The organism is Amycolatopsis sp. NPDC050768 (genome assembly GCF_040654155.1).
GTDB lineage: Bacteria > Actinomycetota > Actinomycetes > Mycobacteriales > Pseudonocardiaceae > Amycolatopsis.
In genome coordinates, this window is sequence record NZ_JBFAHL010000001.1 from 698359 (window position 1) to 723306 (window position 24948).

The window sequence follows — 24948 nt, forward strand, 5'->3', positions numbered from 1 at the left end:
GTACGTCCGTTGGGAGGTTCTTACCCGCTGGGACTCCGGGAGGTAATCACTTGACGAGGCCACGATTCTCGATCGTGTGACAGAAGAACCGCTGATCGGGAACGTGACGAGCGGCGTCGTCCGCGTCGGCGCCACGGTGCGGCGCCCGGCCGGGCCGTGGACCGAGGCCGTGGACGCGGTGCTGGCGCACCTGCGTTCGGTCGGGTTCCGCGCGGCGCCGAGGCCACTCGGGCGCGACGAGCGCGGCCGGCAGGTGCTGGAGTTCGTGCCGGGCGAGGTGGGCGGCCCGTACTCCCCCGGCGACCTGCACGACCTCGGCCGGACGCTGGCCGAGCTGCACCAGGCGCTGGCCGGATTCGTCCCGCCGCCGGGCGCGGCCTGGCAGCGGCTCATCCCGCCGGACCGCGAAGAACTCGTGTGCCACAACGACGTCGCGCCGTGGAACATCGTGCGCACCGAGCGTGGGTGGGTGCTGATCGACTGGGACTGCGCGGCGCCGGCGTCGACGGTGTGGGATCTCGCCTACACCGCGCAGACCGGGGCGGACCTGCGCGCCGACCGGCCGGTCGCGGAATCCGCCGCCCGCCTGCGCGCGTTCACCGACGGCTACGGCCTCGACGAGCGCCAACGAGCCGAGCTTCCGGCCGCGCTTGGCCGCCGCGCCCGCGCGATGCACGGCTTCCTGCGGGCGAACGCCGCAGCGCAGCCGTGGTCGCGCATCTGGCGTGAGGACGGCCCCTACTGGCTCGCGACCGCGGACTACCTCGACGCCCACCAGGACGCGTGGCGGACCGCGCTGGATTGAACCTCAGCCGTTGCCGACGGCCGAGGCCACGGCCTTGCGCAGGCGGGCGTGCAGGTCGCGGTGGCGCGAGCGGTCCACGCGCACCTCGACGACCCGCAGGCCCGGCGCGGGCTTCAACGCGGCGCGGAACTCCGACACCGAAGAGGCCACCACGTGCGGCACCCGGTAGCCCGCGCACAACGCGCCCAGGTCGGCGCCGTGGGGAGTGCCGAACACGCGCTCGAAGCTGTCCGCGTGCTCGGGTGCGCCCTGTTCCAGCAGCGAGAAGATCCCGCCGCCGTCGTCGTTGAGGACGACGATGGTGAGGTCCGGACGTTGCTCGGCGGGACCGGTCAGCAGGCCGGAAGCGTCGTGCAAGAAAGTCAGATCGCCCAGCAAAGCGTACGAAGGCGCGCGGTGCACGGTGGCCGCACCGATGGCCGTGGAGACCGTGCCGTCGATGCCGGCGACGCCGCGGTTGCGGTGGACGAGCACGTCGGGACGCAGGGTCCCGGCCAGCGCGACATCGCGGGTCGGGTTCGACGAACCCACCACCAGAAGAGCACCCTGCGGCAGGGCGTCCACCAGCTCCGAAGCGACGCTCAACCCGCTGGGCCACGGCTCCTCGGCCAGAGCGAGAGAAACGGCCGCGGCAGCAGCCGCGTCGGCGCGTTGCCAGCCCGCGAGCCACTCCGGGTCCGCGGGCTTCGTGGGCTCGGCGAACCACTGGCCGACCTGGCGGACGTTGTGCGCCGGCGCGGGCCAGTCGGAGTCGGGGCGGACCAGCAGAACTTCCACCGCGGGGTCCGAGAGCACGTTCTGGACCTGCCGGAACACCGTCGGCCGGCCGAGGCACAGAACCTGCTCCGGCTTGTGGTGTGAGATGAACTCCTCGACGCCCAGCAGCCACGCGCCCGACGAGATGGCCGTGGAGCCGGACAGGCCCAAACCACCAGTCTCCGAAACCACCGGCCAGCCGTGCTGCTCGGCCCACTCGCTGGCGGCCTGCACGCCGGTGTCGCACGCGATCACAAGGCCGTGGCGGGCCGAGGGGACCACAAAGGACGGCAGGGCGCCGAAGTCGGGGAGCTCGGTCCAGCGTTCGCCGTCGGCGCGGCCTTCGGTGGACTCGTACCACTCACCGTCATCGTCGAGGTCCGGCACCAGCGGCTCGCGGAACGGGATGTTCAGGTGCACCGGGCCGCTGCGCCACTCGCCGTAGGCGGCGTTCCAGGCGCGGCAGATCTGGCTGCGCCAGTAGGAGTTCTGGCCGGCGCGCCGCTCGGCGACGGCCAGCTCGTCGAAGTAGCGCACGGCGTTGCCGTAGAGCTGGTACTGGTCGATCACCTGGCTGGCGCCGGCGGAGCGCAGCTCGGGCGGGCGGTCGGCGGTGAGCACGATCAGCGGCACGCCCGCGCGGTCGGCCTCAAGCACGGCCGGGTGGAAATTCGCTGCCGCCGTGCCGGAGGTGCAGACCACCGCCGACGGCCGGCCCGTGCGGGCGGCGATGCCGAGCGCGAGGAACGCCGCACCGCGCTCGTCGATACGCACGTGGAGCTGGAGTCGGCCGGCCGCGGCCGCGTCGTAGAGCGCGATCGACAGCGGCGCGTTACGCGAACCCGGGCAGAGGACGACGTGGGACACGGTGTTGCGGACCAGTTCGTCGACGATGACCCTGGCCTGCGCGGTGGAGGGGTTCACCGGCAGGCTCCGGGTAAATCGCCCACGGACGCGCTACCTCCCGCGGAGGCGGCATCAGGCTCAGCAGAGATGTCCACAGGTCCTATTCTCCCAAACGTGGATGACGCCCGAGTTTCCGAGCTGTTCGACCCCGCCGCGTGGACCGAGGTCGAAGGTTTCGCCTTCACCGACATCACCTACCACCGCTCCGCCGAGAGCCGCTCCGGCAAACGGGTGGTCCGCGTCGCGTTCGACCGTCCGGAGGTCCGCAACGCCTTCCGCCCGCACACGGTCGACGAGCTCTACCGCGCCCTCGACCACGCCCGGATGAGCTCCGACGTCGGCTGCGTCCTGCTCACCGGCAACGGGCCGTCGCCCAAGGACGGCGGCTGGGCGTTCTGTTCCGGCGGTGACCAGCGTATTCGCGGACGCTCCGGGTATCAGTACGCGAGTGGGGAGACCTCCGACACGGTCGACCCCGCGCGCGCCGGCCGGCTGCACATCCTCGAGGTCCAGCGCTTGATCCGGTTCATGCCGAAACCGGTGGTCGCGGTCGTTCCCGGCTGGGCCGCGGGCGGTGGGCACTCGCTGCACGTCGTGTGCGATCTCACGCTCGCCTCCGCCGAGCACGCGCGTTTCAAGCAGACCGACGCCGACGTCGGCTCGTTCGACGCCGGCTACGGCTCCGCCTACCTCGCCCGCCAGGTCGGGCAGAAGTTCGCGCGCGAGATCTTCTTCCTCGGCCGCGACTACACCGCCGAGCAGATGCACCACATGGGCGCGGTGAACGAGGTCGTCCCCCACGCCGATCTGGAAAAGGTGGCACTGGAGTGGGGCTGGGCCATCGTCGGCAAGTCCCCGACGGCGCAGCGCATGCTGAAGTACGCGTTCAACGCGATCGACGACGGCCTCGTCGGCCAGCAGCTCTTCGCCGGCGAGACCACGCGGCTGGCGTACATGCAGGACGAAGCCGTGGAAGGCCGCGACGCGTTCCTGCAGAAGCGGGACCCGGATTGGTCCGACGTCCCGTACTACTACTGATCCACCGGGAGACCTTGTGCGTGTGGTGTGGCTCGACGGGAGCGCCGAAGCGGTGTCCGCCCTGGACACGGCCGTGGCGGCGGCGCTGGACGGCGGCGAGGCCGTGCTGCCGCTGTCTTCGGCCGACCCGGCGGCGCCCGGCGTGCTCGAGGCGATGGCGCCGGACACCCCGGCCGAACCGGACACGGCCGTGATCATCGCCACGTCCGGGTCGACGGGCGCGCCGAAGGGCGTGCTGCTCTCGCCGGGCGCGCTGACGTCGTCGGCCACTGCCACGCACGCGCGGCTCGGCGGCGCGGGCCACTGGCTGCTCGCCACGCCGGCGCACTACATCGGCGGCCTGCAGGTACTGGTCCGCGCGCGGCTGGCGGGCACGAAAGCCGCTTTCCTGACCGGGGCGGGCTTCCGGCCGGACGAGTTCGCCGCCGCCGCCGCGCCGGTGCTGGCCGAGGACGGGCCGCGGTACACGGCGCTGGTGCCGACGCAGCTCGTCCGGCTGCTCGACGACGGCGGGGCCGGGCTGTCCGCGGCCCGCGCGTTCGACGGGATCGTGCTGGGCGCTGCGGCGACGTCGGCGACGCTGCGTACGCGGGCTGTCGAGGCCGGCGTGCGGATCGTTCCCGCGTACGGCATGAGCGAGACCGCGAGTGGCTGCGTCTACGACGGGGTGCCGCTCGACGGGGTGCGTGTCGAGCCGGACGCCGACGAGCGGCTGCGGATCTCCGGGCCGGTGCTGGCCCACGGCTACCGGCTCGCGCCTTCACTCACCGAGGAGTCGTTCCAGGACGGCTGGTTCCGCACCTCCGACCGCGGGCGGCTGCTCGACGACGGCCGCGTCGAGGTCCTCGGCCGCGCGGACGACGTGATCAACACCGGCGGCGTGAAGGTGTCGGCGGGGTCGGTGGAGCGGGTGCTCGGGGCGATCAAGGGCGTGCGCGACGTCTGCGTGGTCGGGATCCCGGACCCCCAGTGGGGTGAAGCGGTGGTCGCGTTGGTGGTCGCGGAGGGACCGGTCGCGGGCGAAACGCTGCGCGCCGTCGTCCGCGAGGAACTGGGCGCCGCGGCCACGCCGAAGCAGGTCGAGTTCACGGCCGAATTGCCGTTGCGGGGCCCCGGGAAGATCGACCGGGCAGCCGTCAAAGCCCTGTTCGCCCTCCGGACGGCGTGAAATCCCGCCGGATCGTTGACAGGGTGCCAGTGATCACGGTTGCCTCGGGGTATGACGAGGTGGACGAAGGCTGCCGTGGCGGTCGTGGCTCTTGCGGTGGGGTTGGTCATCGGCGCGGGCGCCGCGTCGGCCGACGAGCCGAACAGCAGCGGGACCCTCACGTGGCAGGTCACGGGTTCCTGATCGGGTGAAGATCGCATGGCGTTGAATAACGACCATGGCGACAGTGAGTGAGTGGATCGAAGGCGCCCGCCCGCGGACGCTGCCCAACGCGATCGCGCCGGTGGTCGCGGGCGTCGGGGCGGCGATCGCGCTGGACGCGTTCTCGTGGTGGCGCTCGGTGCTCGCGCTGCTGGTCGCGCTCGCTCTGATCATCGGCGTGAACTACGCCAACGACTATTCCGACGGCGTGCGCGGCACCGACGAGAACCGCGTCGGCCCGCTGCGCCTCGTCGGCTCCGGCACGGCCGCCCCGAAGGCCGTCCTCGCGGCGGCGCTGGTGTGTCTTGGCCTGGCCGGCGTGCTGGGCCTGCTGCTCGTGGCCCTCACCGGCTTCTGGTGGCTGCTGATCATGGGCGGCGTCTGCATCCTCGGCGCGTGGTTCTACACGGGCGGCAAGAAGCCGTACGGCTACTACGGCTTCGGCGAGATCGCCGTCTTCGTGTTCTTCGGCCTCGCCGGCGTGCTGGGCACCGTCTACGTGCAGGCCGGGCGCGTCAGCTGGGCCGGCCTGGGCTGCGCCGTCGCGGTCGGCTGCTTCTCCACGGCGGTGCTGACGGCCAACAACCTCCGCGACATCCCCACCGACATCGAGTCGGGCAAACGCACCCTCGCCACCCGCCTCGGCGACAGCGGCACGCGCCGCTTGTACCTCGCACTGGTGACGGTGCCGTACGTGCTCACCGTGGTCCTCGGCATCTGGCACCCGCTGCTGCTCATCGCCCTGGTCACGGCACCCATGCTGCTCAAGTCCGTCCGCGCGGTCGGCGGCGGCAAAGTGGGCCGCGAACTCATCCCGGCCCTACGCGACACGGGCCTGGCCATGCTCGCCTGGGCGGTCCTCAGCGCGGTGGCGCTGGCGTTCTAGCCACAACCCACGCAACACGCCCCTGCGAGGACCTGCACGGACGCGGACCTACCCCTCAAACCGACCGGTCAGCAGAAACTCATCGAACTTCGCCCGATACGGCGCGATATCGAGATCCTGCTCCGCCAACCACTCATCCGAGTAGTACGTGTTCGCATACCGATCCCCACCGTCACACAACAACGTGACGACAGACCCGGCCTGCCCCTCGGCGATCATCCGCGAGATCAGCAAAAACGCGCCGTACAGGTTCGTCCCCGTAGACCCACCGGCCCAGTGCCCCGTGTGGTCCCGCAACAACCGGATGGCGGCAAGCGACCCGGCATCCGGCACCGAGAACATCTCGTCGATCACCCCGGGCACGAACGACGGCTCCACCCGCGGCCGGCCGATCCCCTCGATCCGCGACGGCATCCCCGTCGAGTAGTCCAGCGCCCCGGTCTCCCAGGCACTGAAGAAGGACGAGTTCTCCGGATCCACCACGGCGATCTTGGTCGTATGGCGCTTGTACCGCACGTACCGCCCGAACGTCGCGCTCGTGCCGCCCGTCCCGGCGCCCACGACGATCCACGACGGCACCGGATGCCGCTCGGCGCGCATCTGCGCGAACACCGATTCCGCGATGTTGTTGTTGCCGCGCCAGTCGGTCGCGCGCTCGGCGTAGGTGAACTGGTCGAGGTAGTGCCCGCCGCACTCGGCGGCGAGGCGTTCGGCCTCCGGGTACATGTCCGGGGCGCGGTCGACGTAGTGGCAGTCGCCGCCGTAGAACTCGATGAGGGCGATCTTCTCCTTGCTCGTGCGCCGCGGCACCACGGTCACGAACTTGAGGCCCAGCATGCGCGCGAAGTACGCCTCGGACACCGCCGTCGAGCCGCTGGAGGCCTCGATGAGCGTGGTGTCCGGGCCGATCTGGCCGTTGACCAGGCCGTAGAGCAGCAGCGACCGGGCCAGCCGGTGCTTGAGCGAGCCCGTGGGGTGCACGGACTCGTCCTTCAGGTAAAGGTCGACGCCCCATTCCTGGGGCAGTGGGAACACGTGCAGGTGGGTGTCGGCGCTGCGGTTCGCGTCGGCCTCGATGATGCGGACGGCCTCACGCACCCAGGCCCGGTTGTGGAGCCTGCTCACGCGGCCTCGTCGCCCGGGTTCGACGGGAGGTCGCCGCGCAACTGGGCGCGCAGGGCGGCCCGCGCACGAGCCCGCGACTCGTTGCGCTTGGCCAGCCCGGCCGTCACGCGCGCGTTGAGCTTGCGGAACAGCAGCAGACCCAGCGGCAGGCCCACGACGAGCCCGATGAGGAGGGACACCAGCAGCGGCACCCCGACCAGCGACAGCACCCAGGCGACCACGGCCACCAGCGCGAAGCGCGCGACCAGGTACAGCGTCAGGTCACGGGGCAGGTTTTCCGGCGATTCGGGTTCCGGCGATTCGCTCACATCAAGGGAGGCTACGCCTTGTTCTCGGCCTCTTCGTCCAGGCCCGCGTTGTTCGGGCGACCCTCGAAGCGGGTCGAGAGCACCACCGTCGTGTTGGTGCGCCCGACGCCCGGGATGCGCCGCAGCCGCCCGAGTGTGTGCTCCAGCTCGTCGACGGTCGACACGCGCACCTTCACCACGAACGCCTCGTCGCCGGCCACGGCGTAGCAGCTCTCCACCTCGGCGAGCTCGCCGAGTGCGGTGGCCACGTCCTCGTCGGTGGCGGTGTCCGTCGGGTGGATGCCCACCAGCGCCGTGACGCCCAGACCGACGGTGCCCGGGTCCACCATCGCGTGGTAGCCGGTGATCACCCCCGCGGCCTCGAGCTTGCCCACGCGCTCGTGCACCGACGAGGCCGACAAACCGACGGAACGGCCGAGGTCGGCGTAGGTGGCCCGGCCGTTGACCCGCAACGCCGCGATGATCTTCCGGTCCAGCTGATCCACCGGCTCATTATGCTTCGCGGCCCGCGCCGGTCGCAGGGAAGGTAAGACGCCCGGATCAACGGACAGAGTGTCTACTGCGTCACAACGTCGCCGATGGCCGCTATCGCCCGCGATGCCCCTTTGGCGCGTCTTTACCTGAGGCCGCCGCTCCGCAGAAGAAAACCTCCTGGTCAGAGCCATTTGAACAAGGACTTCACACACGGGAGGACGCCAGAGGTTATGTCCCTTTTGCACTTTAAGGGCTCTTTACTCAAGGACAACCGTTCGAGTACCCGACGGGTGAAGTGCCACGATTGCCGCGTTGGCTACCCCGGCGCGACGGGCGAAAGGCCCGATGCCTCCGGTATAGCAAGTAGGTCGTTAAGGAGGCGGAAAATGACCGCGACGATGGGCGGAAGGTTGCTCACCCCGGGAGAGGTGGCCGCCTTGTTCCGGGTGGACCCGAAGACGGTCACCCGGTGGGCCACGGCCGGCCGGATCGGCTCGATCCGGACCCCGGGCGGGCACCGCAGGTTCCGCGAGTCCGAGGTGAACGAGCTCCTCGCCGAGCTCACCACCGACGCGAGCGAACCGGCCCGCAAGGCCTGAACCACCGCGACGAGAGGGTCGTGAGTGGTAAGAGGTGACTTCCCGCACCTCTTACCGGTCACGACCCTTCGTCGTACCCGGGGTTCGGGCCGGCGCGGCGTTTTGGGGCTAACCTGGGGAACCGGCAAGGCCTTGCACGACGGAAGGACCGGGCATGATTGCTCTGCTCGCAGCGGTGGGCGCGATCACCATCGCCGTTCTGTTGTGGCGGGCCTTCGGCGCGCAACGCATCGGTGTGCCCGATCGGCGGCCCACCCTCGCGCCCGACGACGACCCCGACTTCCTGCGCAAGCTCGGCGAGCAGCAGCGCAAGCGGCCCACCGACGACCCGGACGCCTGAGCGCCGGCAAGACGTAAAAGCGCCCCAGCACGTGCGGCCGGGGCGCTTTCGCAACGCTTTACGAACCGGGCTCCGTGGTACCGAGCAGCGGTACTGAATCAGCGGTCTTGGCTCAGCGGTACTGCTGCGCCCCGAAGCCGTCGGCCACCGTCGCCGCCAGCTCCAGCAGCGCCAGGCGCGTGTCGCCGCCCAGGCGTTCCAGCTCGACCTCCGCGCCCTCCTCGAGGTGCGCGTCGAACGGGATGCGGCACACGGCGCGGACCTTCGCGCCGAAGTGGGCCGAGAGCTTGTCGAGGTCGACCGAGCTGCCCTTCGGGCGCACGGAGTTGATGACCACGACCGAGCGCTTCACCAGGTCGCCGTAGCCGTGGGCCTCGAGCCAGTCGAGCGTGGCCGAGGCGCTGCGGGCACCGTCGACCGAGCCCGACGAGACGACCACGAGTGAGTCGGCGACGTCGAGCACGCCCTTCATCGCCGAGTGCATCAAGCCGGTGCCGCAGTCGGTGAGCACGATGTTGTAGAAGTGCTCCAGCAGGTTGACCGTGCGCCGGTAGTCGGTCTCGGAGAAGGCCTCCGACACAGCCGGGTCCTGCTCGCTGGCGAGGATCTCCAGCCGGCTCGAACCCTGTGAGGTGTACGAGCGGACGTCGCTGTAGCGGGTGATCTTCTCGGCGTCGCGCAGCAGGTGCCGCACGGTCGCCGTGGTCTCGATGGCGATCTTCTGCGACAGCGTGCCGCGGTCCGGGTTCGCGTCCACGGCCACCACGCGGTCGCCGCGCAGCGAGGCGAAGGTCGAGCCCAGCGTGGTCGTGGTGGTGGTCTTGCCGACGCCGCCCTTGAGCGACAGCATCGCGATCTTGTAGCACCCGCGCAGCGGCTGGTTCACGCGCGCGATCAGCTCGCGCCGGCGCGTGTCGGCCGGGCTTTCGCCGGGGTTGAGCAGCTTGCCGGTGCCCACGAACAGCGCCTTGCGCCAGCCGGACTGCGGCGTGCGCTTCGCCTGCTTCACCAAGTGCGCGGTGGTCAGGTCGTCGGGCACGGCCGAGTGCCGGCCGCCCGGCTGCGGCAGGACCGAAGGCTGCTGCTGCGGTTGCTGCTGCTGCGGGTGCTGCTGCTGCGGTTGCTGCGGGTAACCCGCGGGCGGGTACTGCTGCTGCGGCTGCAACGGCGGAAGGTTCTGGTCGTACTGCTGCTGCGCGTACCCGGGCGGAACCTGGCCGGGCTGCGCCGGCTGGGCCGCCTGCGCGACGGGCTGACCCGGCACGGCGTGCGGGCCCGAGTTCGGGTTGGGCGAGGCCACGACCTGAGTCGGCTGGGCCTCATACGCGTCCGCGGACGGGTGCGGCGTCGAGTCCGTGCGTTCGTCGGAGAACAGTTCGGCCGCCGGTTCCGGAGCGGGTTCGGGCTGTGCCTGAGCCTGCTCGGGCTGCCCTGGAACACCGCCGGACTCCGCCCGGGTGGCCGCCTCTTCGCTGGGTCCGGTCACCGCTGCCAACCTCCCGATCGCACCGCCTGCTGGATCCTCAGGTATCGACGGTAGTCGGGTGGAGTGTTACGAACCGCGTGGACCCCCGGTCAGTTCACCCCTGCGTAGGAGTGCAGTCCGGCAGTCACCAGGTTGATGAAGAACAGGTTGAAGATCGTCACCGCGAAACCGACGATGTTGATCACGGCCGCCCGCGTGCCGCGCCATCCCGCGGTGGCGCGGGAGTGCAGGTAGGCGGCGTAAACGACCCACGCGATGAAGGCGACGGTCTCCTTCGGGTCCCAGCCCCAGAACCGGCCCCACGCGGCCTCGGCCCACACCGCGCCGCAGAGCACGCCGAAGGTGAAGATGGGGAACGCCACGATCGTGGCGCGGTAGGCGATGCGGTCGAGCACGTCGGCGGCCGGGAGCTTCGGGCCGAAGCCGGGGAACTTGGCCGGGTTGCGGTCATACGCGGTGCGGAAGAGGTAGAGCACGCTCGCCACGCCGGGCACCAGGAACACGCCGGAGCCGATGATCGCGGCCGACACGTGGATGTAGAGCCAGTACGACTGCAGCGCGGGCACGACCGGCGCGGCCACCGTGTAGAGCAGCGTGCCGTTGATGAACATCAGGATCACGACGGGCAGCAGCAGGAAGCCCGTGAGGTGGCGCACCGGGAACTTCCGGATCACGATCAGCCACGCGACCACCGTGATGAAGGTGACCGCCATGCCGTACTCGTACATGTTGCCCCACGGCGCGCGGTGCACGGCGAGGCCGCGCAGCACGATCGCGGTGAGCTGCAGCAGCGCGCCCAGCACCAGCAGCGACGCACCCATGCGGCCGATGCGCTCGGCGCGGCCGACCTCGCGCGGGGCCTCGGGCTCAGCCGGGTTGTCGGCGTCCTCGATCACCGGCCCGCCGGCGCCGACCAGCGACTTCTGCGCGCTGCGCGCGTGGGCCTGGCGGCCCTTCGCGCCGAAGGCCTGCTCGAACAGCGAGAGCAGGAGCGCGAGGACATAGATCGCCACCGTGGTGGTGTAGAACCAGTCGCTGTACTGCGACAACGTCTCGTTGATCTGCATGCCTCAGCTGCCTTTCCGGCCCGTGACCAGCCGTTCGCTGATCCGCTGGAACTCTTCGCCGTACCCTGCCTGGTCGGTGCGCGCCAGCCCGGCGACCTCGATCACGGTACCCGCGTGTCCGTCGTCACCCGGGCGCACCCGCACCCACACCCGCCGCCGCTTGACCAGCAACGATCCGCCCAGGCCCACGAACATCACGATCGCGAAGCCGAGCACGAACACCTGCGTGGGGTCGTGGGAGATCTGGAGGTTCACCCACTTGTTCACGCCGTCGAAGCGGACCTTGGTGCCGTCGTCGAGCGTCACCGACTGGCCGATGGCCAGGTTCTGCCGCGCGACGCGCTTGAGGCGCCCGTCGGCCACTCGGCCCTGGTCGACCTCGAACACCGACTGCCCGCGGCCCGCGTCGAGGCCGAGGTCGCCGCGCAGGACGTCGACGGCGACCATCGGGTTGTTCAGCTCGGGCGCGGTGGAGGTGAGGATCCCGCCGTGGACGAACGAAGTCGGCGCGAGCACCCCGGTGATCGCGAGCTGCTTGGTGCGCCGCTGGATCTCGTCGGTGATGCCGGGCTGGTCGAACTTCGTGGCGCCCTGCGAGAGCATCGTGGTCGTGTCGGTGGGCCGCCACTGCGTGTTCTGCGTGCGCTGCTCGCCGTTCGGGAACGTCACGGTGAACTGGGGCGAGTAGCCGTTGCCCAGCAGGTAGACGCGGTCGCCGACGGTGCGCAGCGGATCGTTGACCTGGAGGTTGTACGGCCGCCACGTGTTGGTCTTGAGGTCGTCGCCCGACTGGTACTGGATGTTCGAGTGGTAGTAGTCGGCCTCGCCGGCGGGCGTGTAGTTCGCGGTGAAGTCGTTGACCTTCACGCAGAACGCGTCGAGGTCGGTGCCGTCGATGCGCAGGCCGGCTTCGAACGAGTCGTAGTTGTAGATGCCGGAGTTGCAGAACTGGCTGCCGTCGGCCTGGACGATGACCTGGCCCTCGTAGCTGTAGAGCTTGCCGAGGGCGAAAAAGATGATCAGGCCGAGCATGCCGAAGTGGAAGAGCAGGTTGCCGGTCTCGCGCAGGTAGCCGCGTTCGGCGGAGATGCTGTAGCCGCCGCCGTCGTCTTCGTCACGCTCGATCCTGCGCCAGCCGGAAAGCTGCTTGCGCACGTCTTCGCGGATCGACTCGGGCGTGCGCGAGGTGCGGACGATGCGGTGGTGCGGCATGCGCGCCAGGTTGCGCGGCGTCAGCACGGGCTTCGCGCGCATCTGCTTGACGTAGTCCCAGCTGCGCGGCGTGAGGCAGCCGATGAGCGAGATCATCAGCAGCAGGTAGATCGCCGAGAACCAGACGCTGGAGTAGACGTCGTAGAACTCCAGCTTGTCGAGCAGGGTGCCCCACCAGCCGTGGCTGGTGATGTACTCGTCGACCTTGGCCGCGTTGAGCCGGTTCTGCGGCAACAGGGCGCCGGGCAGCGCGGCGAGCGCCAGCAGGAACAGCAGCACGAGCGCGGTGCGCATCGACGTGAGGCCGCGCCAGGTGTTGCGCAGGAAGGCGAGCAGTTGCTTGCCGGCCGAGGGCCGGTAGGGGTGCTGCGGGCTGGCCGGGGGCGCTTCAGTGGTGGTCACAGTGGCAACACCAGGTTCGAGGCGACGGAGTTGCGGAGCCAGCCCATGACGTCTCCCCAGAGTCCGGTGACGAGCAGGATGCCGACGACCATCAGGAGCCCGCCGCCGATGAGCTGCACGCGGCGGCCGTTGCGGCGCAGCCAGTCGGTGGCGCGCACGGCCCAGCGGGCGCCGAGCGCGATCAGCAGGAACGGCAGGCCGAGGCCCAGGCAGTAGACAAGCACCAGCAGGTACCCGCGCGCGGCCGCGCCGCCCGTGGCGCTCGCGAGGCTCGTGACAGCCGAGAGCGTCGGGCCGATGCACGGCGTCCAGCCGAGGCCGAACACGGCACCCAGCAGCGGCGCGCCCCAGATCCCGCCGCCCGGCACGCGGTGCGAGCGGACCTCTCGCTGCAGGCCCGGGATCCAGCCGAGGAACACCAGCGCCATCGCGATCGTGAGCACACCGCCGATGCGCTGCAGCAGGTCCTGGTTGATCAGCAACGTGTCCGCGAGCCAGACGAGCGTGCCGAGCGTCGCGACGAACACGACGGTGAACCCGAGCACGAACAGACCCGCGGCGCCGAGCACGGCGTAGCGGCCCTTCTTGCGTTCCTCGTCGACACTCACCGCCGGCGCGTCGGCTCCCACCAGCGCCGCCAGGTATGCCAGGTACCCGGGCACGAGCGGCACCACGCAGGGCGACGCGAACGAGATCGCGCCGGCCAGCAACGCCACGCCCGCGGCGAGCAGCAGCGGTCCGGAGATCGCCAGCTCGGACACGGAGTTCACGCACTTGAGAGTAGGCAGTGAGCTTCGCGTAAGACGGGCGGGGGCAGCTCACAGGACGTACGCCACAGCCCGAAGGGGACCAAGGTCCCACTCGTGACCGGCGTTGCCGGACGGATCCGGCCGCGCCGGTCACCGAGTGAGCGAGCGGGCAGGCGGGCTACTTTTCGGCCAGCAGGCCCTTCACCGTGGGCATCAGATCCGACGCCAGGACCGGCCGCAGGAAGATCGCGGCGACGCGGTGCTGCTTGTCGAGCACGATCGTCGACGGGATGAGGTTGCGGGGGTAGCCCTCGAGGCTCAGCAGCACGCGGCCCGAAGCGTCCCAGATGGACGGGTACGTGATGTCGCGGTCGCGCACGAAGTCCTGGGCGACCGAGCGGGCCGGGTCGCGGACGTCGAGGCCGATGAGCTTGGCGCCGAGCGGGGCCATCTCCTTGCTGGCGGTCTCGAGTTCCGGCGCCTCCGCGCGGCATGGGCCACACCACTGGCCCCACAGGTTGATCACCAGGACCTGGCCGGGGAAGTCGGTGATGGAGAGCTGCTTGCCCTCGTTCATGAGGTCGTCGCCGGCCAGCGTGGGCGCGGTCTGGCGCTGCGCGATCGGGTACTTGATGTCGACCTGGCCGCCCGGCGACACGAAGCTGAACGTGCCGCCGGAGACGACGGCGTCCTTGCCCGTGGAGCAGCCGGCCACCAGAAGCGCGGCGGCCAGCAGAGCGCCGATCGCCCGCTTCATGCGCCCGTCACCTTCGGGTCCGTGGTGCCCGCGGGTTCGCTGTAGACGATGTCCACGAGGGCCTCGCCGTCGAAGACCAGCGACGTCAGCGAAGCCAGCGAGCACTGACGGTTGCGCGGGTCGTGCCACAGCCGCTTGGCCTCGAGGAACCGCCGCAGCGTCCAGATCGGCAGCTGGTGCGACACGCACAGCGCCTCGCGCCCCTCGGCCTGCTCGCGGGCGCGGTACACCGCGCCGAGCATCCGGTGCGCGATCTCGACGTACGGCTCGCCCCACGACGGGCGGAACGGGTTGACCAGGTGCGGCCACGCCTTGGGCTGGCGCAACGCACCGTCGCCGACGGCCACGCGCTGGCCCTCGAAGACGTTGCCCGCTTCGATCAGGCCCTCGTCGGTCGCAATGTCGAGGCGGTGGGCGGCCGCGATCGGCGCCGCCGTCTCCTGGGCGCGCTGCAGCGGCGACGCGACGACGTGCGCGAGGTCGTGGCCGGCCACGGCTTCCGCGACGGTGAGCGCCTGGCGCTGCCCGCGGTCGGACAGCCGGAAGTTCGGCAGCCGGCCGTAGAGGATCTTGTCGGGGTTGTGGACTTCGCCGTGGCGCAGGAGGTGGACGACAGTGGTCACGGCTTGACCGCCTCGGCCGCGGCGCGGGCAGCGGCCGGGAGAGCCGCCTCGATCACGCCGAACGCTTCGTCGTCCATCGCGGCGTTCACGAACCACGCCTCGTACGCGCTCGGTGGCGCGTACACGCCGGCGTCGAGCAAAGCGTGGAAGAAGGCCGGGAAGCGCCAGGTGTCGGCGGCCTGCGCGCCCGCGTAGTCGCGGACGGCGCCGTCGGCGAAGAAGACGCTCACGAGGTTGCCCGCGTACTGCACGTTGTGCGCGACGCCCGCTTCGGTCAGCGCCGCGTCGAAGAGCCCGCCGAGCCGCTTCGCGTTGGCGTCAAGCGCCGCATACACGGCGTCGTCGGCCGCTCGCAGCGTCGCGAGGCCCGCGGCGACGGCGACGGGGTTCCCCGACAGCGTGCCCGCCTGGTAGACGGGACCGCCCGGCGCGAGCTTGGCCATCACGTCGGCGCGACCGCCGAACGCGGCGGCCGGCAGCCCGCCCGACATGACCTTGCCGAAGGTGTAGAGGTCACCGGCCACGCCTTCCAGGCCGAACCAGCCGGCGCGCGAGACGCGGAAGCCCGTCATGACCTCGTCCATGATCAGCAGCGCGCCGTGCTCGTGGGCGATCTCCGCGAGGCCCGCGTTGAACCCGGCATCCGGGGCGATCGCGCCCATGTTGCCCGCGGCCGCCTCCGTGATCACCGCCGCGATCTCGCCCTCGTTCTCCACAAAGGACTTCCGCACGGCGTCGAGGTCGTTGTAGGGCAGCACGATCGTGTCGGCGGCCTGCGCACCCGTGACGCCGGGCGAGGTCGGCAGCCCGAGCGTCGCGACGCCGGAGCCGGCCTGGGCCAGCAGCGCGTCGACGTGACCGTGGTAACACCCGGCGAACTTCACGATCTTCGCGCGGCCGGTGAACCCGCGGGCGAGGCGGATCGCGCTCATCGTCGCCTCGGTGCCGGAGTTGACCAGGCGCACCTGCTCGACGGGCTCGACGCGGCCGATGATCTCCTCGGCCAATTCGACCTCGCCGATCGTCGGCGTGCCGAACGACAGCCCGCTCGTGGCGGCCGCGCGCGCGGCCTCGACCACCTGCGGGTGGGCGTGTCCGAGGATCATCGGGCCCCAGGACGAGACGAGGTCGACGTAGCGGTTGCCGTCGGCGTCCCACAGGTGGGGGCCCTCGCCGCGGACCATGAAACGCGGGGTGCCGCCGACCGAGTTGAACGCCCGCACCGGCGAGTTCACCCCGCCCGGGACGGCCGCCTTCGCGCGTTCGAACCAAACCTTGGACTGCTCGGTGCCAGTGCTCACCCGTCCAGTCTCGCAAATCCCCGAGCCGACATCGCGCGCGCGGGCGGCGGTGCTCCTAATATGGCCGATCACGGGCGGTTCGCCAGGTACCGCCGAGCCGGCGTGACGGGGAGGGAACGTGACCACGCCCACCCACCGACGCAACCCCTGGGTCGTGCTCGTGGTGTTCTTCGTGCTGGTCGCCGTGGTCGCCATCGTGGGCTCGCTCGCGGCCACGTCGGCGCCCGAGACGTACGCGCGGCTCGTGCTGCCGGAGTGGGCACCGCCGGCGAAGCTGTTCGGTCCTGTGTGGACACTCCTGTACGTGCTGCTCGCGTTCGCCGGCTGGGTCTACTGGCGCACGGACGGCGAGACGCAGGGCTTCGCCATGTACGGCGTCAGCCTGCTGTTCAACCTGCTATGGGCACCGCTGTTCTTCGCGGGCGGCTCCACGCGGTTGGCCTGCGTGGACATCATCCTGCTCGGCTTCACCACGCTGATGACGATCGGTCTGTTCTACCGCCGCTCACACCTGGCCGCGGTGCTGCTGCTGCCGTACTTCTTCTGGATCGTCTACGCGACGGCGCTGAACGTGGCGATCATCGCGCTGAACGAGAATCTCAACTAGCTTCGCGCGCCGTGAAGACGTGGACGACGGTGCCGCGGCTGAAGGCGGTGGTGCTCACCGGGTCGAGGGTGAGCGGCTTCGTGAAGAGCCGCTCGCCGTCACCCAGCACGACCGGGTGGACGACGAGGCGGTACTCATCGATGAGGCCGGTCTCGATCAGGGACCGGGCGAACCGGACGCCGCCGTGGGCGAGCGGGTAGCTCGGTGCGCCCGTCGGCCGGCGCGACGTAGCCGTCGAGCGAGACGGACATCTTCAGCACGAGTGCGACCATGCGCAGCGATCGTAAACGGAAACTAGCTGCTCGCGCCCGTGTAGCGACGCAGGCCGGTGCGCCACACGAGGATCGCGACGAGCACCGCGGCGGCCGCGGTGACCAGCGCGCCGAGCACGAGCAGCGCGTCGGCCGGGCGGGCGAGGACGCGGGCAGGCGCCGAGGCGACCACCGCGAGCGGCAGCACGTAGGTGAACACACGCCGAAGCGGCCGGGCGTAGATGTCGGCGGGATAGCGGGCAAGCTGCCAGACGTTCCCGAAGAGGCTGTGCAGGTCGAGCTTCGGCGCCCAGAACGCGAGGCTCGCGAAGATCATCCCGACCGCCCACGTCGTCACCGTCGCGCCGGCCACCAGTACGGCCCACACCGAGAACGCACCGGCACCGGGGAACTGCGGCAGCTCGCCCGCGCCGGCGAATTCAGTGATCCACGCGTGACACGCCGCGAGCAAGGAAGACCAAGGGAATTACCACCGTCAGGGGTCCGATGGGTGCACGATCGGACACGGAACCGGGTACCGCCAGTTAAGGCGGCGCCCGGCCGGGTAACTAGGGCAGGATGCGGTAACGCTCGGCGACGGCGTGGAAAGCCGCCTTGGGCTCCCACGGCAGGCCCGGGTACGTCGTGCCGCCGCGGCCTTCCAGCACCTTGACGATGCCGCCGCCGGCGAGGTCGAGGTCGTCGCGCGGGTCGCCGTCGGGGCGGTGCGGGTGCGTGCGCAGGGCGAAGAGGTAGACGAACGCGCTGTCCACGCCTTCTTCTTCGAAGATCTCCAGGAGCTCGGTCAGGTACCGGGCTTGGCCGGGCTCGTCGCGTTCGTAGACGTCTTTCAGCCGAATCGGCCGGCCGTGCTGGTCGTTCTCGACGATCTCCATGCTGCGCGGCGCGACGTCACCGGCGCCGCGCCAGGTGGCCGTGCCGAACCCCGTGATGACCACGGGTTTGTCCTGTTGCGTCAACGTCCGCACGCCTTCGCGGAACACGTCGGCGACGGCGGCCGAGCGGATCAGCTCCAGCGTCGTGAAGTCGAACAGGTCCCAGTCGACGCGTTCGAACTGGATGGCCGCGTAGGTGACCTTGCCGCCGAAGGTCTTGCGGATCGCGGGCACAGCTTCGCGGAAGAAGTCGTTGAGGCGTTCGCTCACCGTTGCCAAGCGAGCAGGCCGGTCGGCAGGGTCGCCGAGCAGCCGGCCGAGGCGCTGCTCCAGCGTGGCGCCTTCGGCGAAACCCTGGACCATCACCGACAGCTCGGCCCCGGCGACGAACACGACCTCCGCCCCGGTGCGCCTGATCCGTTCGGCGCGTTCGGCACAGTCGGCGAACAGTTCGTGCAGCTCGTCCACAGTCAGGTCGAGCGGGTACGGCGAGAACCACACCTCCAGGCCCAGCTCGGCGGCGAGGCGCCCGGCGATCTCCAGCCGCTCGGGGACACCGCCGACGAGCTGGACGGCGGTGCAGTGCAGGTCGTCGCGGATGATCGTGAGCTCGCGCCGGACGACGTCCGCGTCGAAGTCGTCCCAGGAAGTGGCCCCGTTCTTGAGGAATCCGGTGTCGTAGGCAATGCCGTTCGCTCTCATGGCGGCGAGACTAACTCGCAAAGTTGCGTGGACGCAAGATTGCGGATACGCAGGTTTTCGGCTTTACTGGTCCCGTGACCGGTCTGCGTGAACGCAAGAAGCAAGCCACCCGCACGGCGTTGAGCTCCGCCGCGTTGCGGCTGGCGCGGGAGCGTGGGCCGGAGAACGTGCGGGTCGACGACATCGCCGAAGCCGCCGGGGTTTCGCCGCGGACGTACAACAACTACTTCGCCAGCCGGGAGGACGCGATCGTCTTCGCGGTGACCAGCGATCGTGAAACGCGGGTCGCGGCCGCCGTCCGTGCTTCTTCGGGCAGCTTGGCCGACGCGGTGGTGGAGGCCGTGGTCACGCAGTACACCGAGCCCGGCGAGGACGCCCGCGAAGCGCTGCTGCTCATCACGACGAGCCCCGCGTTGCGCACCGCGTACGCGCGCTCGGCGGGGGCCCTGGAACTACCGTTGACCTCCGTGCTGGCGGAGCGCGTGCCGGATGGGCCCACCGCCCGCGTGCTGGCGGCCGCCGTCGCCGCCGCCGTGCGGATCGCGCTCGAACAGTGGGCCCAGCCGGTGACCTCGGGTTTTGTCGTGGTGTCGGGTTCACTGCCGGACCTGCTGCGGTCGGCGCTCGCCCCATTGGTGCCGGCGTTGACCGCCGCTCAGGCCAGGCCGGAGGCGGACAGCGGGTCGTAGCCGGGCGTCCGGATCAGCTCCTGCAGCTGCCTGCGGCGGACGCCGACGTTGCTGCCTTCGAGGACCGGGTACGACAGCGCGTCCATGAGGTGACGGACCGCGGATGATACCCAGTTACCGACCAAACGGTAAGTAATCGAGTTTCACAGGTCAGCGAGCAGGCTGCTGCACGATCGCCTGCGCCGCGACGGTGCCGTCGGAGCCGGGGCGGCCCTGGACCGTGACGGTGGCGCCGGGTTTGAGGTCGGAGAGTTTGCCGGGCTGGGTGAGGCCGACGGTGGTGGAGTCCGAAGTGGACACGGTGACGTCGGTGCCCTGCGCGGTTTTCAGGGTGACGGTGGTGCCGTCGACCTTTTCGACCGTGCCGACGGTGCCGCGGCCGGCGCCGCCGCGGGCGCCGGTGAAGCCGCCGGCGCCCTGGCCCGCGCCCTGTTGGCCGGCGCCTTCCTCGCCTGTGCCAGTGCCCGTGCCTTGACCGGTGCCGCGGCCGCCGAAGGTGCCGCGGGCGCCACCCTGCTGGCCGCCTGCGCGGGCAGCGGCGGCACCGCCGCCACCGGAGCCGGAGCCGAGTGCCGAGTGCGTCCAGGCGCCACCGGCGAAGGACAAGGCGATGACCAGCAGGCCGGCCAGCACGAACGTCGGTTTGCCGAACGGCTTGGCGACCCGCTTCATCTCCTGGTTGAGGTCACCCTCGACAGCCGGGGAAGCCACGATTTCCTCAGGCGACGGAGAAGGAGAAAGCGAAGCAGCCAACGGCGCCGTCACCGGCGGAAACTCGGTCGTCGGCTCGTCGGGAACGGGGTTTCCCAACCCGGGCGACTGGGTGGACGAAGACATGTGCGAAGGCTCCTACTCGTGCCGGAGGGCGTCGATCGGGCGCAGGCGCGAGGCCCGGTTCGCCGGGAAACTGCCGAAGAAGAGACCGATCAGTGCCGATACCGCGAAGGCCAGCACGATCGACGACGGCACCACCACCGGGGTGATGCCCGCGAAGCTGAACTGGCTGCCGACCACGCCGATGACCACGCCGAGGAACCCGCCGAAGAGGCTCAGCATCGTGGCCTCGGCGAGGAACTGGCCGAGGATCGCCGCCCGGGGCGCGCCGATCGCCTTGCGGATGCCGATCTCGCGGATCCGCTCGGTCACGGTCACCAGCATGATGTTCGTGACGCCGATTCCGCCCACCAGCAGGGAAATCGCCGCGACCGCGCCGAGCAGCACGGTGAACGTCTGCGTGGCCGACGTCCGCGTCGCCAGCAGCTGTTCGGAGTTCTGGATCTGGTAGTCGGGTGTGCCGCCGAGGCGGATGCCGTGGCGGGCGTTGAGGATCGCGGTGATCTCCGCCTGCGCGAGCGACACCGAGTCGGCCGACGTGGCCTGCACGGCGATCTGGCTGAGGTTGCCGTAGCCGGCGAGCGAGTTCTGCACCGCGCTGATCGGGGCGATCGCGACGTCGTCGGCGTTCTGCAACCCGGTGCTGCCCTTGGCCTGCAGCACGCCGACCACGGTGAACTGGATGCTGTTGAGCAGCACGTTCTTGCCCACCGGCTCGGCACCGCCGAAGATCGACTGCGCAGTGGTCGGCCCGAGCACCACGACCTTGCGCGCCTGCTTCACGTCCTCGGAGGTGAACAGCGCCCCGTCGGCGATCTGGCGGTTGGTGGTGGCGAAGTAGGCCGGTTCGGTGCCCGTGACGGACGAGATGTCGTACGACGTCTGCCCGTACGTGGCCGTCGCGTTGGTGTTGACCACCGGCGAAGCGGCCTTCACGTCGGGTGCGCCGACCGGATCCACGAGCGCGTGGGCGTCCTGCACGGTCAGCGGCCGGGCCTCGCTGCCCTGCCCGCCGCCCCGCGACGGCGACACGTTCACCACGTCCGTGCCCAGGCCCTGGATGCTGGCGGCGATCGCGGCGGAAGCGCCGTTGCCCACCGCCACCAGCAGGATCACCGAAGCGACGCCGATCGTGATGCCGAGCGTGGTGAGCGTGGAGCGCAGCTTGTTGGCGGTGAGGCCGCGCACGGCGAAGCGCAGCACCTCGAACACGTTCACGCGACCACTCCGACGCTGCGGTTGCGCTCGTCGGCCACGATCCGCCCGTCGCTGACCCGCACCACGCGGTGCGCGTGCTCGGCGACCTCGTCCTCGTGCGTGATCACCACGATGGTGCGGCCCAGGGCGTTGAGCCGGTCGAACACGCCCAGCACGTCTTCGGTGCTGGCGCGGTCGAGGTTGCCGGTGGGCTCGTCGGCGAGCAGCAGCGCGGGCCCCGTCACCAACGCTCGCGCCACGGCGACACGCTGTTGCTGCCCACCGGAAAGCTCACTCGGCAGGTGCTTGGCGCGCTCGGTGAGCCCCACCATTTCCAGCGCGGCCAACGCCCTTGTCCGGCGCGCGGCCCGTCGAAGTCCACTGTAGACGAGTGGAAGTTCCACATTGGACAACGCACTCGTGCGCGGCACGAGGTTGAACGACTGGAAGATGAAGCCGATCTTGCGGTTGCGCAGCAGGGCGAGCTGGCGTTCGTTGAGGTCCGCGACGCTGAAGCCGTCGAGCAGGTACTTGCCCGAGGTCGGCACATCGAGGCAGCCCAGCATGTTCAGCAGCGTCGACTTGCCGGAGCCGGACGCGCCCATGATGGCCACATACTCCCCCGGCCGCACGACCAGTTCGACCCCGCGCAGCGCGTGGACGGCCGTCTCGCCGGAGCCGTAGGTCTTGCGCAGCGCGGAGACCGTGATCACGGGTTTCATCCGCGTCCCCCGCCACCGAAGCCGCCGGTCTGGCCACCGCGGAAGCCGCCGCCGGCGCCGCCGGTGCCACCCGTTCCACCGAAGCCACCGATTCCGCCGCCGCGCTGTCCGACGCCGCCCGTGGTCGTGGTCGGCGACGCGGCCGTGAGCACCACGCTGTCACCCTCGTTGAGGCCCGACTTGATCTCCACAGTGGACTCACCACGTACGCCGATCTGCACCTGCTCCGGCACATCGCGGCCGTTCTGCTGCACCGTGACGATGTTCGTGGTGCCCGTGGTGGTGACCGCGGCGGCCGGCACGCTCAGCACGTTGTCGGCCTCCGCGACGGTGATCACGACGCTCGCCGACTGCCCGGGCCGCAGCCCCGACGGCGGGTTGGTGAGCGTGAGCTGCGCGCCGTAGGACACGACGCTGCCGCTGGTCGTGGGCGTGAGGTCGATTTTCGACACCGACGCCTGGATCGGCTGGTCGGGCGAGGCGTTGAGCGTGACGGTGGCCCTCTGGCCCGCCTTGACCTTGCTCACGTCGATCTCGGCCACGGAGGTGTCCACGAGCAGGTTGGTCATGTCGGTGATCTGGACGAAGCCGGTGGACGACGAGCTGCTCGAGGAGCTGCTCGACGCACTCTGGCCGTTGCCACCGCTGCCGCCGGTGCCGCCCGAGGAGCCGGTGCCGCCGGAGCTTCCGGACCCGCCGCTGCCGGCCTGCTGGCCGACGGTGCCGTTGACCGCGGTCACGGTGCCGGCGCCCGGCGCGGTGAGCACCGTCGCGTCGACGGCCGCCTGGGCCGTGTCGACGTCGAGCTGTGCCTGGTCCACTTTGGCCTGCAGCGAGGTGGTGGACTCCTGGGGCGACTGGGACTGCTGGCCCTGGCCTTGTCCTTGACCGGAACCGGAGCTCGTGGCCGAGGTGGCGGCGTCCTCGCCGTCGGCGAGGTTGTCCTCGGCCACGTCGAGGTTGGCCTTGGCCACCTGCAGCTGTTTCTCGGCCTGCGTGGAGTCGATCGTGGCGAGCTTCTGTCCCGCGCTCACCACGTCACCGACCTTCACGTCGATGCTCGTGACCTTGCCGGAGGTGGTGAAGTTGGCGGCGCCGGTGTAGCCGCTCGAGAGGGTGCCCGCGGCGGAGACCGTTTCGGTCACGTCGCCGCGGCGCACCGGTGTGGTGCGGGTCTGTGCCTGGGCGGTGTTGCTCGCCGGCGTGAATGCTTGGTAGATCCCGAAAGCCGCACCGCCGAGCAGTACGACCAGCACCCCGTTGATAACCCATGTCCGGGTACGCAGCCGCGTCATGGGCGCAACACTGGTGGCGCTGCTTAGCAGTCAGCTGTTGGTTCCCTGTGGGTCAGCTGTGGATGTGGCACCTCGAGTTGCGGACTCAGTGCTTGTTGCGACGGTGCCGCGCACTCACCGCGAGCAACAGCTGACGAACCGCGTCCACCACGAGCACGCCGCACAGCGCGCCGAGCGCGAGCGCCCCCGCGATGTGGCCGCCGAAGTACCGCTGTGAAGCCAACTGGGCGCCGTCGCCGGCGGTGGTGACGACCGTGACGACGCCCGCGTGCCACAGCAGGAACGCCAGCCACAGCACGACCGCGGCCACGACCAGCTCGCCGAGCGCCACGAACGCGCGCCACGGCTGATTGAGCCGCGCCGCCTTGGCCGAATCGCCGGGCCAGAGGTCGGCGCCGGTCGGCTGGGGAAGGTCGATCACGGGATCAAGCCTCTCAGGTTTCGGGCCCTGCGTCATTTCGCCTCGTTCGCCTCGTTCGCCTCGACGAGCCGGGTGAGCGCCGCCTTCAGCGCCTCGACGTCACGGGCCCACGCGAGCACGACCGTGCCGTCGTCGAGCTTCACGGGCAGCTCGTCGTACTTGTTCGGCACGCTCCACCCACCGCCGAGCACACGCGCGCCGACGGGGGTGCCGACGTCGGTGACGTCCGCGATCCGCTTCGCCTCGACGCTTTCGCGGCCCTGGCGCAACGCCAGCGTGGTCACTTCCAGCGAGAGGAACCGCCGGCGCGCGTAGACCCACGGGATCGTGAGCCCGCATAGCGCGACCGCGATCAGCAGCCACGGGATCCAGTGCACCGGGCCGCCGGTCGCCAGCTCCGCCACCGCACCGAGCACCGCGAACAGCGGCCCCCAGACCAGGGACACCCAGCCGACGCCGGGTTCGGAGTAGAGCGTGCGGTCCATTACAGCTTCTTGCCGACCTTGGGGAAGTAGTCCCTGGAGGTGCTCGGCACGTACAGCAGCGCCACCAGGATCACCAGCAGCAGCGACGACACCACCGAGAACACGCTGCGCACGAGCCCGAGCTGGAACACCAGCCCCAGCAGCGCCAGCATCGTGACCACGGAGCGGGCCGAGCGCGTGCCCTCGCGGGCCTTGTAGGCGAACAGCACCATGATGATGCTGTAGCAGAGCGCGCCGACGAACAGCGCCCACACGAGCGTGGTGGCGTTGGACTCGAGCTGCGCCATGTCGAGCTTGCGGCCCGGCGCCGTCGCCTTCACGGCCTGGTCGACGAGCTGCTGCTTGAAGAAGATCGTGACGACCTGGCCGATCAGCAGCACCACGGACGCGACGATCGTGAGGATGAACGCGGCCTGCACCGGTCCGGGAGCCTTCGCCTTCGCAGGCTCCTCGGCGTTCTGCATGTACCCCGGGTACGACGCGACGGGCGGCGCCGGGGGGAAGCCGGTCGGGAGCTCTTTCGCCTGCTCTTCGACCTTTTCGACCTGCTCGGCTTCGTTCGACGCAGGCTCCGGCTTCGCGAGGTCGTCGCTGGTCAGCCCCGCGGGTTCGGCGGTGTTGTCGTCCTTCTCGGCCACTCGTGGAC

Annotated in this window: 29 protein-coding genes and 1 pseudogene; 9 read left to right on the plus strand and 21 right to left on the minus strand. The window is 70.4% G+C overall.

What is annotated here, in order from left to right:
- The first annotated feature begins 76 nt into the window (after nt 1-76).
- Nucleotides 77-805, plus strand: coding sequence for a phosphotransferase (locus AB0H62_RS03555; protein WP_220245970.1), 729 nt, complete (start codon nt 77-79; stop codon nt 803-805).
- Between the two features lie 3 nt (nt 806-808).
- Here AB0H62_RS03555 and menD read toward each other — a convergent pair whose 3' ends face one another.
- A complete protein-coding gene (gene menD / locus AB0H62_RS03560; RefSeq protein ID WP_360583905.1) occupies nt 809-2485 on the minus strand; it encodes a 2-succinyl-5-enolpyruvyl-6-hydroxy-3-cyclohexene-1-carboxylic-acid synthase in 1677 nt (558 codons plus the stop codon).
- Nucleotides 2486-2581: 96 nt separating this feature from the next.
- Between menD and AB0H62_RS03565 the strand changes: the two genes are divergently transcribed.
- The 4 genes from AB0H62_RS03565 to AB0H62_RS03580 are packed head-to-tail and all read left to right on the plus strand — an operon-like array spanning nt 2582 to nt 5760.
- Nucleotides 2582-3505, plus strand: coding sequence for a 1,4-dihydroxy-2-naphthoyl-CoA synthase (locus tag AB0H62_RS03565; RefSeq protein WP_220245968.1), 924 nt, complete (start codon nt 2582-2584; stop codon nt 3503-3505).
- Between the two features lie 16 nt (nt 3506-3521).
- A complete protein-coding gene (gene menE / locus AB0H62_RS03570; RefSeq protein ID WP_220245967.1) occupies nt 3522-4673 on the plus strand; it encodes an o-succinylbenzoate--CoA ligase in 1152 nt (383 codons plus the stop codon).
- 51 nt (nt 4674-4724) lie between these two features.
- Nucleotides 4725-4856 (plus strand): hypothetical protein, encoded by a 132-nt coding sequence (locus AB0H62_RS03575; protein ID WP_354884518.1) that lies wholly within the window; start codon nt 4725-4727, stop codon nt 4854-4856.
- 34 nt (nt 4857-4890) lie between these two features.
- Nucleotides 4891-5760 (plus strand): 1,4-dihydroxy-2-naphthoate polyprenyltransferase, encoded by an 870-nt coding sequence (locus AB0H62_RS03580; protein WP_220245966.1) that lies wholly within the window; start codon nt 4891-4893, stop codon nt 5758-5760.
- Nucleotides 5761-5808: 48 nt separating this feature from the next.
- Here AB0H62_RS03580 and AB0H62_RS03585 read toward each other — a convergent pair whose 3' ends face one another.
- Genes AB0H62_RS03585 through AB0H62_RS03595 form a run of 3 tightly spaced genes read right to left on the minus strand, consistent with a single transcriptional unit; the run spans nt 5809 to nt 7678 of the window.
- Nucleotides 5809-6885, minus strand: a complete 1077-nt coding sequence (locus AB0H62_RS03585) for a PLP-dependent cysteine synthase family protein (protein ID WP_220245965.1) — start codon at nt 6883-6885, stop codon at nt 5809-5811.
- Complete coding sequence (locus AB0H62_RS03590) at nt 6882-7193, minus strand: DUF4229 domain-containing protein (RefSeq protein WP_220245964.1); 312 nt, start codon at nt 7191-7193, stop codon at nt 6882-6884. Before AB0H62_RS03590 ends, AB0H62_RS03585 begins: the two co-directional genes overlap by 4 nt.
- Before the next feature lie 11 nt (nt 7194-7204).
- Nucleotides 7205-7678, minus strand: coding sequence for an Lrp/AsnC family transcriptional regulator (locus AB0H62_RS03595; protein ID WP_220245963.1), 474 nt, complete (start codon nt 7676-7678; stop codon nt 7205-7207).
- 375 nt (nt 7679-8053) lie between these two features.
- Between AB0H62_RS03595 and AB0H62_RS03600 the strand changes: the two genes are divergently transcribed.
- Nucleotides 8054-8266 (plus strand): BldC family transcriptional regulator, encoded by a 213-nt coding sequence (locus AB0H62_RS03600; protein WP_072474890.1) that lies wholly within the window; start codon nt 8054-8056, stop codon nt 8264-8266.
- A gap of 154 nt (nt 8267-8420) precedes the next feature.
- Nucleotides 8421-8606, plus strand: coding sequence for a hypothetical protein (locus tag AB0H62_RS03605; RefSeq protein ID WP_220245962.1), 186 nt, complete (start codon nt 8421-8423; stop codon nt 8604-8606).
- A gap of 112 nt (nt 8607-8718) precedes the next feature.
- On the opposite strand, the gene AB0H62_RS03610 is transcribed toward AB0H62_RS03605, so the two are convergent.
- The 7 genes from AB0H62_RS03610 to hemL all read right to left on the minus strand — a co-directional run bounded on the left by AB0H62_RS03610 (nt 8719) and on the right by hemL (nt 16203).
- The gene (locus tag AB0H62_RS03610; RefSeq protein ID WP_360583910.1) at nt 8719-10092 is read right to left on the minus strand and encodes a MinD/ParA family protein; all 1374 of its coding nucleotides are present in this window, start codon (nt 10090-10092) and stop codon (nt 8719-8721) included.
- Between the two features lie 89 nt (nt 10093-10181).
- Nucleotides 10182-11159: a c-type cytochrome biogenesis protein CcsB gene (gene ccsB, locus AB0H62_RS03615; RefSeq protein ID WP_220245960.1), complete on the minus strand. Its 978-nt coding sequence runs from the start codon at nt 11157-11159 to the stop codon at nt 10182-10184.
- 3 nt (nt 11160-11162) lie between these two features.
- Nucleotides 11163-12773, minus strand: a complete 1611-nt coding sequence (locus AB0H62_RS03620) for a cytochrome c biogenesis protein ResB (protein ID WP_220245959.1) — start codon at nt 12771-12773, stop codon at nt 11163-11165.
- Nucleotides 12770-13543, minus strand: coding sequence for a cytochrome c biogenesis CcdA family protein (locus AB0H62_RS03625; RefSeq protein WP_220245958.1), 774 nt, complete (start codon nt 13541-13543; stop codon nt 12770-12772). Before AB0H62_RS03625 ends, AB0H62_RS03620 begins: the two co-directional genes overlap by 4 nt.
- Nucleotides 13544-13700: 157 nt before the next feature.
- A complete protein-coding gene (locus AB0H62_RS03630; protein WP_360583912.1) occupies nt 13701-14279 on the minus strand; it encodes a TlpA disulfide reductase family protein in 579 nt (192 codons plus the stop codon).
- Nucleotides 14276-14902: a histidine phosphatase family protein gene (locus AB0H62_RS03635; protein ID WP_220245956.1), complete on the minus strand. Its 627-nt coding sequence runs from the start codon at nt 14900-14902 to the stop codon at nt 14276-14278. Before AB0H62_RS03635 ends, AB0H62_RS03630 begins: the two co-directional genes overlap by 4 nt.
- A complete protein-coding gene (hemL, locus tag AB0H62_RS03640) occupies nt 14899-16203 on the minus strand; it encodes a glutamate-1-semialdehyde 2,1-aminomutase (protein ID WP_220245955.1) in 1305 nt (434 codons plus the stop codon). Before hemL ends, AB0H62_RS03635 begins: the two co-directional genes overlap by 4 nt.
- A 118-nt stretch (nt 16204-16321) precedes the next feature.
- Between hemL and AB0H62_RS03645 the strand changes: the two genes are divergently transcribed.
- A complete protein-coding gene (locus tag AB0H62_RS03645) occupies nt 16322-16810 on the plus strand; it encodes a TspO/MBR family protein (protein ID WP_360583915.1) in 489 nt (162 codons plus the stop codon).
- On the opposite strand, the pseudogene AB0H62_RS03650 reads toward AB0H62_RS03645, so the two are convergent.
- The 3 genes and pseudogenes from AB0H62_RS03650 to AB0H62_RS03660 form a co-directional block, all read right to left on the minus strand.
- Nucleotides 16803-16988: pseudogene (locus tag AB0H62_RS03650) on the minus strand (dihydrofolate reductase family protein); the annotation flags it as partial. The gene AB0H62_RS03645 and the pseudogene AB0H62_RS03650 sit on opposite strands and share 8 nt — an antisense overlap.
- Before the next feature lie 116 nt (nt 16989-17104).
- Nucleotides 17105-17533: an ABC-2 family transporter protein gene (locus tag AB0H62_RS03655; protein WP_220245953.1), complete on the minus strand. Its 429-nt coding sequence runs from the start codon at nt 17531-17533 to the stop codon at nt 17105-17107.
- A 97-nt stretch (nt 17534-17630) separates the two neighbouring features.
- The gene (locus tag AB0H62_RS03660) at nt 17631-18659 is read right to left on the minus strand and encodes a hypothetical protein (protein WP_360583917.1); all 1029 of its coding nucleotides are present in this window, start codon (nt 18657-18659) and stop codon (nt 17631-17633) included.
- 74 nt (nt 18660-18733) lie between these two features.
- Here AB0H62_RS03660 and AB0H62_RS03665 point away from each other — a divergent pair, with 74 nt between their 5' ends.
- Nucleotides 18734-19348 carry a TetR/AcrR family transcriptional regulator gene (locus AB0H62_RS03665; protein ID WP_360583919.1) on the plus strand — a complete coding sequence of 205 codons (615 nt, stop codon included), beginning with the start codon at nt 18734-18736 and terminating at the stop codon, nt 19346-19348.
- A gap of 150 nt (nt 19349-19498) precedes the next feature.
- Here AB0H62_RS03665 and AB0H62_RS03670 read toward each other — a convergent pair whose 3' ends face one another.
- The 7 genes from AB0H62_RS03670 to AB0H62_RS03700 all read right to left on the minus strand — a co-directional run bounded on the left by AB0H62_RS03670 (nt 19499) and on the right by AB0H62_RS03700 (nt 24940).
- Entirely contained in the window at nt 19499-20185 is a 687-nt protein-coding gene (locus AB0H62_RS03670; RefSeq protein ID WP_360583921.1) for a hypothetical protein, read from the minus strand.
- Nucleotides 20186-20197: 12 nt separating this feature from the next.
- Nucleotides 20198-21400 carry an ABC transporter permease gene (locus AB0H62_RS03675; protein WP_220245949.1) on the minus strand — a complete coding sequence of 401 codons (1203 nt, stop codon included), beginning with the start codon at nt 21398-21400 and terminating at the stop codon, nt 20198-20200.
- Entirely contained in the window at nt 21397-22101 is a 705-nt protein-coding gene (locus AB0H62_RS03680; RefSeq protein WP_360583923.1) for an ABC transporter ATP-binding protein, read from the minus strand. The genes AB0H62_RS03675 and AB0H62_RS03680 overlap by 4 nt, the downstream gene beginning before the upstream one ends.
- On the minus strand, nt 22098-23396 hold the full coding sequence (locus AB0H62_RS03685; RefSeq protein ID WP_360583925.1) for an HlyD family efflux transporter periplasmic adaptor subunit: 1299 nt from the start codon (nt 23394-23396) through the stop codon (nt 22098-22100). The genes AB0H62_RS03680 and AB0H62_RS03685 overlap by 4 nt, the downstream gene beginning before the upstream one ends.
- Nucleotides 23397-23481: 85 nt before the next feature.
- The gene (locus AB0H62_RS03690; RefSeq protein ID WP_360583927.1) at nt 23482-23817 is read right to left on the minus strand and encodes a hypothetical protein; all 336 of its coding nucleotides are present in this window, start codon (nt 23815-23817) and stop codon (nt 23482-23484) included.
- A 32-nt stretch (nt 23818-23849) separates the two neighbouring features.
- The gene (locus AB0H62_RS03695; protein WP_360583929.1) at nt 23850-24302 is read right to left on the minus strand and encodes a hypothetical protein; all 453 of its coding nucleotides are present in this window, start codon (nt 24300-24302) and stop codon (nt 23850-23852) included.
- Nucleotides 24302-24940 carry a hypothetical protein gene (locus tag AB0H62_RS03700; RefSeq protein ID WP_360583931.1) on the minus strand — a complete coding sequence of 213 codons (639 nt, stop codon included), beginning with the start codon at nt 24938-24940 and terminating at the stop codon, nt 24302-24304. Before AB0H62_RS03700 ends, AB0H62_RS03695 begins: the two co-directional genes overlap by 1 nt.
- Nucleotides 24941-24948: the final 8 nt, after the last annotated feature.

Coding starts and splice junctions, on each gene's coding strand:
- AB0H62_RS03670 (WP_360583921.1), bottom strand. CDS start 20,185: ATGTCTTCGTCCACCCAGTCGCCCGGGTTGGGAAACCCCGTTCCCGAC.
- AB0H62_RS03600 (WP_072474890.1), top strand. CDS start 8,054: ATGACCGCGACGATGGGCGGAAGGTTGCTCACCCCGGGAGAGGTGGCC.
- AB0H62_RS03685 (WP_360583925.1), bottom strand. CDS start 23,396: ATGACGCGGCTGCGTACCCGGACATGGGTTATCAACGGGGTGCTGGTC.
- AB0H62_RS03680 (WP_360583923.1), bottom strand. CDS start 22,101: ATGAAACCCGTGATCACGGTCTCCGCGCTGCGCAAGACCTACGGCTCC.
- AB0H62_RS03695 (WP_360583929.1), bottom strand. CDS start 24,302: ATGGACCGCACGCTCTACTCCGAACCCGGCGTCGGCTGGGTGTCCCTG.
- AB0H62_RS03630 (WP_360583912.1), bottom strand. CDS start 14,279: ATGAAGCGGGCGATCGGCGCTCTGCTGGCCGCCGCGCTTCTGGTGGCC.
- AB0H62_RS03605 (WP_220245962.1), top strand. CDS start 8,421: ATGATTGCTCTGCTCGCAGCGGTGGGCGCGATCACCATCGCCGTTCTG.
- AB0H62_RS03660 (WP_360583917.1), bottom strand. CDS start 18,659: ATGAGAGCGAACGGCATTGCCTACGACACCGGATTCCTCAAGAACGGG.
- AB0H62_RS03580 (WP_220245966.1), top strand. CDS start 4,891: ATGGCGACAGTGAGTGAGTGGATCGAAGGCGCCCGCCCGCGGACGCTG.
- ccsB (WP_220245960.1), bottom strand. CDS start 11,159: ATGCAGATCAACGAGACGTTGTCGCAGTACAGCGACTGGTTCTACACC.
- AB0H62_RS03575 (WP_354884518.1), top strand. CDS start 4,725: ATGACGAGGTGGACGAAGGCTGCCGTGGCGGTCGTGGCTCTTGCGGTG.